General features: G+C 68.4%; 8 protein-coding genes. 6 read left to right on the top strand and 2 right to left on the bottom strand.

Going from position 1 to position 9,559, the window contains the following annotated elements; translation table 11 throughout:
• The 3 genes from L995_RS19835 to flhC form a co-directional block, all read left to right on the top strand.
• The coding region (locus L995_RS19835; RefSeq protein ID WP_047473159.1) for a sulfurtransferase at window positions 1-638 on the top strand (638 nt) is incomplete at its 5' end.
• Between the two features lie 319 nt (window positions 639-957).
• Window positions 958-1,284 carry a flagellar transcriptional regulator FlhD gene (gene flhD, locus L995_RS19830; protein WP_012204159.1) on the top strand — a complete coding sequence of 109 codons (327 nt, stop codon included), beginning with the start codon at window positions 958-960 and terminating at the stop codon, window positions 1,282-1,284.
• A gap of 27 nt (window positions 1,285-1,311) precedes the next feature.
• Window positions 1,312-1,854, top strand: a complete 543-nt coding sequence (gene flhC, locus L995_RS19825; RefSeq protein WP_016448936.1) for a flagellar transcriptional regulator FlhC — start codon at window positions 1,312-1,314, stop codon at window positions 1,852-1,854.
• Window positions 1,855-1,890: 36 nt separating this feature from the next.
• Here the strand turns inward: flhC and L995_RS19820 are convergent, their stop codons facing one another.
• Both L995_RS19820 and ppc read right to left on the bottom strand, forming a co-directional pair.
• Window positions 1,891-3,999 carry an EAL domain-containing protein gene (locus tag L995_RS19820; protein ID WP_047473157.1) on the bottom strand — a complete coding sequence of 703 codons (2,109 nt, stop codon included), beginning with the start codon at window positions 3,997-3,999 and terminating at the stop codon, window positions 1,891-1,893.
• Window positions 4,000-4,125: 126 nt separating this feature from the next.
• Window positions 4,126-6,975: a phosphoenolpyruvate carboxylase gene (gene ppc / locus L995_RS19815; RefSeq protein WP_017406380.1), complete on the bottom strand. Its 2,850-nt coding sequence runs from the start codon at window positions 6,973-6,975 to the stop codon at window positions 4,126-4,128.
• Between the two features lie 112 nt (window positions 6,976-7,087).
• On the opposite strand from ppc, the gene hemC reads away from it, so the two are divergent.
• The 3 genes from hemC to L995_RS19800 all read left to right on the top strand — a co-directional run.
• Window positions 7,088-8,026: a hydroxymethylbilane synthase gene (hemC, locus tag L995_RS19810; protein WP_047473155.1), complete on the top strand. Its 939-nt coding sequence runs from the start codon at window positions 7,088-7,090 to the stop codon at window positions 8,024-8,026.
• A gap of 13 nt (window positions 8,027-8,039) precedes the next feature.
• Window positions 8,040-8,849, top strand: a complete 810-nt coding sequence (locus L995_RS19805) for a uroporphyrinogen-III synthase (protein ID WP_047473152.1) — start codon at window positions 8,040-8,042, stop codon at window positions 8,847-8,849.
• Window positions 8,846-9,559 (top strand): uroporphyrinogen-III C-methyltransferase (locus tag L995_RS19800; protein WP_047473150.1); only part of this gene is annotated, 714 nt, incomplete at its 3' end. The genes L995_RS19805 and L995_RS19800, both read left to right, overlap by 4 nt.

Here is a 9,559-nt window from a genome sequence, read left to right as displayed (position 1 = left end):
CCAGCCGCGAGCTGTTTGCCATGTGGCTGTCGGAGATCGGTTTTTCCAACGACATGCAGGCCGTGGTCTATGACCGCAACGGCGCCAACTACTGCGGGCGCCTGTGGTGGATGCTGCAGTGGGCCGGACATGGCGATGTGGCCGTGCTCGACGGAGGTCTCCAAGCCTGGCAGGCCGCAGGCCAGCCTGTGGCATCGGGCGAGGAAAGCGCGCGCTTTCAGTCCAACTTCGAGCTGCACGAGCCGCTGCAGCAGCTGGTGACGGCACAGCAGGTGCTAGATGCACTGGGCAGCGCAGGCCAGACCGTGGTCGATGCACGCGCCCCGGCCCGCTATCGCGGGGAGGTCGAGCCGCTGGACCCTGTGGCCGGCCACATCCCGGGCGCACTGAACAGGCCCTTCACCGAGAACATTGCGGCCGACGGCCGCTTCAAGCCCGCCGCCCTGCTGCGCGCCGAGTTCGACCGGCTGCTGGCCGGCCGCGATCCGGCCAGCGTGGTCCACCAGTGCGGCAGCGGCGTGAGCGCCCTGCCCAACCTGCTGGCCATGCGCATTGCAGGACTGCCGCCGGCACGGCTTTTCGCGGGCAGCTGGAGCGAGTGGTGCAGTGACCCGAAGAGGCCGGTGGAGCGCGGCTAATTCGGCTTATGCCCGCCCCTGGGAGGCTGCACAATGACAGCACTGTGTCAAAAGGCCGACATGCAACAACACCACTGCAGCGGCCTGCTCCCAGGCCCCCGGACGGCAGAGGCCGGGCGAAATCGAGTCATCCAAACCTTGCTACAGGTGTAAGGCAAATCTTACAAACGCCGTCTCACAACCAGACATCCGGCGCAGACCTGCCCCGACTTCAACGGCCAGGGCCCCTCCTCCACAATCCATCCCAACAGATCGCAACAGGTTGAACATCTTGTTTCTACCCCGGTGTTGCGGCTGCCGAGATGCAAAGGATGGTCCTATGAACAATGAACAGCTGCTTGCCGAAATCCGCGAAGCCAACCTCACTTACCTGATGCTGGCCCAGACCCTGATCCGCCAGGACAAGGCGGAAGCGGTGTTCCGCCTGGGACTGAACGAAGAATCCTGCGACCTGCTGGCCGCGCTGTCGGCAGCCCAGGTGCTGAAGCTGGCCTCGCGCAATACCCTGCTCGCCAGCTTCCGCGTGGACGACGAAATGGTCTGGAGCTTGCTGACCAATCACAGCAGCAACAAGATCGGCAACGGTGCGACCAATACGCTGCACGCCAACATCCTGATGGCCAGCCGCGTTTCCGAAGTCCTCTGATCCGCCCGAAGAACTCTGGAGCCCGCCATGTCCACCGCCGTCAAAAGTGTCCTGAACGAGTCCAAGCAGATCGAGCGTGCCGCCATGCTCATCGAGATGGGTGCACGCATGCAGGTGCTCGAATCCGAGACCACGCTGTCCTACGAGCGCCTGATCCGCCTGTACAAGGAGATCGCCGGCAAGTCGCCATCCAAGGGCCAGCTGCCGTTCTCGACCGACTGGTTCCTGACCTGGCAGGAGAACATCCACAGTTCGCTGTTCCTGAATATCTACGAATACCTGTCCAAGGGCGCCGAGCTGGATGCCGTTGAACAACTGACCAAGGCCTACCGTCTCTATACCGAGCAGATCCAGGCCGCCGAGCTGGAGGCGCTGCTGTCCTTCACACGCGCATGGCGCCTGGTGAAGTTTGTCGATGCGCAGATGCTGACCCGCACCCAGTGCTCCGTGTGCAAGGGCCAGTTCGTGACCGAGCCCTACGAGAACGAGCGCCACTACCAGTGCGGCCTGTGCAATCCGCCCGCACGCGCCGGCAAGAGCAAGAGCGCCGGCTCCCTGATGCTGCATTGAGCCCCTGCATCGCCGCAGCGATGCACCAGCACGGATTCAGACCGTCTCGCCGCCTGCCCTGGCGGCGCAGTCGCTGGCGAACTGCGGCAACTGCTCTCCCGGCAGGGCCCGGCTGAAGTACCAGCCCTGCACCAGCAGCTCGCCCTCGAAGCCCAGGGCCTGCAGCTGCGCCTGGGTCTCCACGCCTTCGGCCACCACGTTCAACTGCAGCGCCTCGCAAAAGCGCAGCAGGCCGTCCAGCACCAGCGCGCCCTTGGCATGACCGCTGGCCACGACGAAGCTGCGGTCGATTTTGATGGCATCCACGTCGAACTGGTGCAGGTAGCTCATGGACGAGAAGCCGGTGCCGAAGTCGTCTATGGCCACCTTGGCGCCCAGCGCGTGGATCTGGCCTATGGCCTTGCGGATCGCCTCCACATCGCCCACCAGCGCTTCCTCCGTGATCTCCACGCCCACCTGGCCCCTGGCCTGCGCCAGCAGCATCAGCAGGCGCGAGCAGTACTCGGGCGATGTCAGCGTGGCGCCCGTGACATTGATGCTGATCGGCAGGGAAAAACCGTGCTGGCGCCACAGCCGGCATTGGCGCACGGCAGCGCCCGCCACCCACAGATCGACCTCGCGCATCAGGCCGGCATCACCCAGCCAGCGCAGAAAGCCGCCGGGCTGCTGCAGCCTGCCCTGCGAATCGTGGGCGCGCAACAGGGCCTCGCAGCCCAGGCACAAGCCGCTGCGGTGCGAGACCTGGGGCTGGAATTCCAGGTGGAATTCATACTCGCTGATGCGGCGGATATGGGACAGCATGGTCTCGCGCCGGGCCTGGGTCTCGTGCGCCAGCACCAGCGGATCGCGCGTGACCAGGCCCGCCTCCTCGGGCAGCCGGGAGAACGTGGTGTCCAGCGCGCGCAGCACGATGGCGCCATGGTCCTGGCCCAGCCGGTCGATGGAGCGCACATAAGGCGCATAGACCAGCGCCCCCAACACCGTCAGCGCCAGTTGCAGCACCACGGCGCCCATGTCGCCGCCCGTGCTCACGTAGGCATTGAAGACCACGGGCGCGGTCAGGGGCAGCACCATCGAGGCCGGAGCCACCCAGCCGGCCTGCACCACCGTGACGGCCACGACCAGGTTGATGGCGGGCACCGCCAGAAAAGGCACGAGCAGGCGCAGGTTCAGGATGACCGGCAGGCCGAACAGCAGGATCTCGTTGACGTTGAGCAGGGAGATGGGCAGCGCGGCCAGCGCCAGCATGCGCAGGCCGCGCCCCTTGCAAAACAGCAGCACGGCCAGCGCCAGTGACAGCGTGGCCCCCGAGCCGCCGATGAAGACGAAGGACCCCATCAGGCCGCCGTTGAGCGCCCAGGGCGCCACCAGCCCCTTGGCCAAGGCGGCGGCGTTGGCCAGCACGGCCTGGTCCAGCACCTGGAAGAAGGGTTGCATGGCGTAGTAGCCCTGCACGCCAAAGAACCAGAGCACGGAATTGAGCAGCGTCAGCGTCAGCCCGCTGCGATAGGGGCTCTCGGGGGTGGCGATGGCCAGCGGCAGTTCGGCCTGGGTGATATCGGGCAGCACCTGCTGCAGGCCCAGCAGCAGCACCACCAGCAGCAGCGCGACGATGGAGCCGGGCACGACCAGGTTCATCACCTCGCGTACGTTCTCGCCCACAAAGCCCGTGCGCGCAATGCGCGTCCAGCGCATGGCGCTGAGCCTGGCCATCAGCGGCACGGTGATCAGGGGCGAGGCTATGGCGATGAACAGCACCAGCGTGGCGGCCGCGCGCGGATGCTCGCGCAGCAGGAAGATGGCCATCTGCACATGGGCAAAGCACAAAAAGGTCACCGGCAGGCGCGGCAGCCTGTGGCGTATGGAGAGCATGTAGCCGATGGAGGCGGCCACCAGCAGCGGCAGGATGCTGCCGATCTGCGCATGCAGGCCCGCAAGAAGCTGCACCACGGGCTCGGGCTGGCCGGACATCTGCGCCAGCGCCGACAGTATGAGAAACAGGGCCGAGACCAGCAGGCATGGGACCAGCCAGAGCAGGCCTTCGCGTATGGCCCGCATGGAGTTGGCGCCGGCCAGCCTGGCCAGGCGCTGCGTCAGGAACAGTTGCATGTCCGGGAACCCCGGCCATGGCGTCTTGTTGCCCATAAGCTCCCACCCTTCACTTCCCGGCAGGAGTCATGCGCCCCTGTCCGGAGCACATCCTACACGGCTGCCGGCCGGCGCCCTGCGCATGGCGGCGCGAGGGGCCTCCCGGCCCGCTCGCGCCCTCGATCAGCCGGTATTGCGCACGCCGGCCGCAATGCCATTGATCGACAGGTGGATGCCGGTCTTGATGCGCTCATCGGTCTGGCCGCCGCGCCAGCGGCGCACCAGCTCCACCTGCAGATGGTGCAGCGGATCGATGTAGGGAAAGCGATGGCGGATGGAGCGCGCCAGCGCCTCGTTGTGGGCCAGGCGCTGCTTGTCGCCCGTGATGCGCGCCAGCGCATCGACGGTGCTGTGCCACTCGGCCTCGATGGCGCTGAAGATGCGGCGGCGCAGGCGTGCGTCCGGCACCAGGTCGGCATAGCGCGAGGCCAGGTTCAGGTCGCTCTTGGCCAGCACCATGTCCATGTTGGACAGCAGGGTGCGGAAGAACGGCCACTGGCGGTACATCTTCTGCAGCAGGGCCAGCTGGGCCTTGCCATCCTTGCCCGGCTGCCCGATGAAGGCCTGCACCGCCGCGCCGAAGCCGTACCAGCCCGGCAGCGTGAGCCGGCACTGGCCCCAGCTGAAGCCCCAGGGAATCGCGCGCAGGTCCTCGATCTTCTGCGAGGGCTTGCGCGAAGCCGGGCGCGATCCGATGTTCAGCTCGGCAATCTCGCGGATGGGCGTGCTGCTGAAGAAGTAGCTGGTGAAGCCAGGGGTCTCGTACACCAGGGCGCGGTAGGCGCCCATGCTGGCCTCGGACAGAAACGCCGCCGCATCCAGGAAGGCGCGCGTGGCCGGCTTGGTCGGCTGCAGCAGCGTGGCCTCCAGCGTGGCGGCCACCAGGGTCTCCAGGTTGCGCCGGCCGATCTCGGGGTTGGCGTACTTGGAGGCGATGACCTCACCCTGCTCTGTCAGCCGGATCTGGCCGCGCACGGTGCCCGGGGGCTGCGCCAGGATGGCCTGGTAGCTGGGGCCGCCGCCACGGCCCACCGTGCCGCCGCGGCCATGGAACATGCGCAGGCTGATGCCATGGCTGTCGGCCAGATCGTCGAACAGCTCGACCAGCGAGATCTCGGCGCGGTACAGCTCCCAGTTGCTGGTGAAGATGCCGCCATCCTTGTTGCTGTCGCTGTAGCCCAGCATGATGTCCTGCTCGCCGCCGCTGCGCTGCACCATGGCCGCCACGCCGGGCAGCTGGAAGTAGCGCCGCATGATGGGCGCGGCGCTGCGCAGGTCGCCGATGGTCTCGAACAGCGGCACGACGATCACGTCGCAGACGGCGCCGTCGTCCAGCGTGCCGCGCAGCAGCCCGGCCTCCTTTTGCAGCAGCAGCACTTCCAGCAGGTCGCTGACCGACTCGGTGTGGCTGATGATGCAGTGGCGTATCGCCTCGGCGCCCAGGGTCGCGCGCAGGCGGCGCGCGGCCTCGAAGATGGCCAGTTCACCGCGCGCATGCTCGGAATAGTCGGCGCCCACCACGCGCAGCGGCCGCGCCTCTTCCAGCAGGCGCACCAGCAGGGCGCACTTGGCGTCTTCCTGCAGGCCCGAATAGTCGGGCTCCAGGCGCGCGGTGGCCAGCAGCTCGGCCACCACCTCCTCATGCTTGTCCGAACTTTGGCGCAGATCCACGGTGGCCAGGTGGAAGCCGAAAACCTGCACGGCGCGCATCAGCGGACGCAGGCGCTGGGGCGCCAGCACCTCGCCATGGTTGCGGCTGAGCGAGTCGTCGATGACGCGCAGGTCGGCCAGGAACTCCTCGGGCGAGGCATAGGCGTTCTGCGGCGCCACGGCATGGCGCGCGGCCTCGCCGCCGGTCAGCACCTTGAGCGTGGCGGCCAGGCGCGCGTAGATGCCGGTGAGCGCGCGGCGGTAGGGTTCGTCGGAGCGGTGCTCGTTGGTGTCGGGCGAGCGCTCTGCCAGCGCCTGCATCTCGGGCGTGACATCGGCCAGGCGCTGGGACAGCGACAGCTCGCCGCCCAGGTAGTGCACCTCGCGCAGATAGTGGCGCAGCGCCACGTCGGCCTGGCGCGACAGCGCCAGCTCCAGGCTCTGGGCCGTGACATTGGGGTTGCCGTCGCGGTCGCCGCCGATCCAGTGGCCCATGCGCAGGAAGCTGTGCACAGGCAGGGTGTTGCCCAGCTCCTGCTCCAGTTGCGCATACAGCTTGGGAATCTCGCGCAAGAAGGTGGCTTCGTAGTAGGACAGCGCGTTTTCGATCTCGTCGGCCACGGTGAGCTTGGAGTAGCGCAGCAGGCGTGTCTGCCACAGCTGGCTGACGCGGGCGCGCAGCTGGGCCTCGTTGCGTTCGAGTTCGCGCGGGGTGAGCGCGTCCTTGGCGCTGTTGTACAGCTGGGCGCGGGCCACGATGTCCTCGCGCGCGGCCAGCAGTTGGGAGATGTCGCGCTCGGCCACCAGAATGCTCTGGCGCTGCACTTCCGTGGGGTGGGCCGTGAGCACGGGTGCCACATAGCTCCTGGCCAGCGTCTGCGCCACGGTGCCGGCCGAGATGCCGGCCCAGCGCAGGCGCGCCAGCGCCACTTCGATGCTGCCTTCCTGCGTGTTGCCCGCGCGCTCGTGCACGGCGCGGCGGCGGATGTGGTGGCGGTCCTCGGCCAGGTTGGCCAGATGGCTGAAATAGGTGAAGGCGCGGATCACGCTCACCGTCTGGTCCGTGGTCAGGCCCTTGAGCAGGCGCTTGAGCGCGCGGTCGGCGGTCTCGTCGGCATCGCGGCGGAAGGTCACCGACAGCTGGCGCACCTGCTCGATCAGCTCGAAGGCCGCCACGCCTTCCTGCTCGCGGATCACATCGCCCAGAATGCGCCCCAGCAGGCGTATGTCCTCGATCAGCGGCAGGTCCTTGTCCGTCTTGCGGACAGGCTTGTCATCACGCCTGTCATCTCGCGCATTGCTCTTGCGGGGGGCGGTGGCCATCAACGAATCTCCTGGAATCGGTCAGCGTATCGGTTTGCTTGGGCTTCGGTCCTGGTGCCGGGTTTACTGCGGCGCAGCATGCTAGCATCCCGCGCTCCCCCCGAGGCTCCTGATGAATACCAAACCACTGATCCCCCACTCCATCGTGATCGCCACGCGCGAGAGCCAGCTGGCACTGTGGCAGGCCGAGCATGTCCAGGCACTGCTGCGCGCCCGGGGGCATGAAGTGGAATTGCTGGGCATGACCACCAAGGGCGACCAGATCCTGGACCGCACGCTGTCCAAGGTGGGCGGCAAGGGCCTGTTCGTCAAGGAGCTGGAAGTGGCGCTGGAAGAAGGACGCGCCCACATCGCCGTGCACTCGCTCAAGGACGTGCCCATGGAGCTGCCCGAAGGCTTTGTGCTGGCCTGCGTGATGGAACGCGAAGACCCGCGCGACGCCTTTGTCTCCAATCGCTACGCCGCGCTGGCCGAGCTGCCGCAGGGCGCCGTCGTCGGCACATCGAGCCTGCGCCGCCAGGCACTGCTGCAGGCCCTGCGCCCCGACCTGAGGATAGAGCCGCTGCGCGGCAACGTGAACACCCGCCTGCGCAAGCTGGACGAAGGCCACTACGACGCCATCGTGCTGGCCGCTGCCGGCCTGATGCGCCTGGGCCTGGCCGACCGCATCCGCGCCAGGTTCGAGCCCGCCGGCATGCTGCCTGCCGCAGGCCAGGGCGCGCTGGGCATCGAGGTGCGCGCCGACCGCCAGGACCTGATCGACGCCCTGGCCCCGCTGGCCCACCAAACCACCTGGCTGACCGTGACCGCCGAGCGCGCCGTCAGCCGCTGCATGGGCGGCAGCTGCTCCATGCCGCTGGCGGCGCACGGCACCTTCGACGGCCAGCAACTGCGCCTGGACGCAGCCTGGGGAGACCCGCAAGGCCGGCTGCCGCTGGTGCAGGTGCACGCCGACGCCACCGTCACCGACTTCGCCAGTGCCGACGCACTGGGCCAGCACGTGGCTGCGCTGCTGCAGGCGGCGGGCGCCCAGCCGGCCCCCAAGCTCTAGACGGCACGCCCACATGCCACCGCGCATACTCGTCACCCGCCCGGCCCATGACGCGGCCGCGTGGGTGGATGCGCTGCAGGCCCGGGGCCTTCCGGCCCAGCCGCTGGCGCTGATGGCCATAGGCCCCTGCCGCGATGCGGCCACGCAACAGGCCTTGCAGGCCGCCCGCAACGCGCTGCGCGAAGGCCCGGGCTACCGCGCCGTGATGTTCGTCAGCGGCAACGCCGTCCAGCATTTCTTCGGCACCGACCCCGCACGGCTTCCGGCCTCCACCCGCGCCTGGACGCCCGGCCCCGGCACCGCCCAGGCGCTGCTGGCCCTGGGCATTGCGCCAGCACAGATCGACGGCCCGCCGCCGGACGCCGCCCAGTTCGAATCCGAAACGCTATGGCAGCGCGTGCATGACCAGATCCATGCGGGCGACCGCGTGCTCATCGTGCGCGGCGACAGCCAGGCAGGAGCGCCCAGGACCGTGCCGGCCACGGCAGGCGCCGGCCGCGATTGGCTGGCCGCCCGACTGCGCGAGGCAGGTGCCCAGGTCGAAATGCTGGCCGTCTACCAGCGCGAACTGCCTGCCTGGGATGCAGCCCAGACGGCACTGGCACGCCAGGCTGCCGAAGATGGCACGCTGTGGCTGCTCAGCAGCGCCGAATCCGTTGCCAACCTGCAACAGCTCCTGCCGGGCCAATCGTGGCAAAAAGCGCGAGCGCTCGCTACGCACGAGCGAATCGCTGCCCAGGCAAGACACATGGGATTCGGAGATGTCAAGCAATGCCGGCCCGCTCTGGAGGACGTGGTTGCGTCGATAGAATCGTCGCCATGAGTTCCGACGCAGCGCAAGACCGCCCCACCCCGCAGGACCTAACGCCCGCATCCTCCGCAGCAGCCTTCGCAGCCGGCTCCGCCCAAAGCAGCCCTGCTGCAGACCTGCGCGGCGGCTCCTCGGCCCTGGTCTACGGCGTGGGCGCCGTGGCCGTCGCGGCGCTCATTGCCTGCGGCATGCTGTGGCAGCGCCTGGGCAATATCCAGGAACAGCTGGCGCGCCAGTCCGCGCAGTCCGGCTCCCAGTCGGTCGAGGCCCGCACCCTGGCGCGCGATGCCCAGGACCTGGCCCGCGATAGCGCGGCGCGCACCTCGGTCATGGAGGCGCGCATTGCCGAGCTGTCTCTGCAGCGCACGCAGCTCGACGAACTCCTGCAAAGCATGTCGCGCTCGCGCGACGAAAACCTGGTGGTGGACATCGAATCGTCCATCCGCCTGGCACAGCAGCAGGCCGAGCTGTCCGGCAGCCTGCAGCCGCTGGTGGCCACGCTCAAGAACGCCCGCCAGCGCATTGAACGCGCCGCCCAGCCCCGGCTGGCCCCGGTCATGCGCGCGCTGGACCGCGACCTGGAACGGCTGGCCCGCATGAGCGTGACCGACACCGCCGGCCTGCTCACGCGCATCGAGGACCTGGTGCGCCTGGTCGACGAGATGCCCCTGCTCAACGCCGTGGCCCAGCCACGCGCCAGCCGCCATCGCGGCGTGACGCGG

The sequence above is a fragment of the Delftia sp. ZNC0008 genome (assembly GCF_000799035.1).
Classification (GTDB): Bacteria; Pseudomonadota; Gammaproteobacteria; order Burkholderiales; family Burkholderiaceae_C; genus Comamonas; species Comamonas tsuruhatensis.
This window is presented reverse-complemented; position numbering and strand designations above follow the sequence as displayed.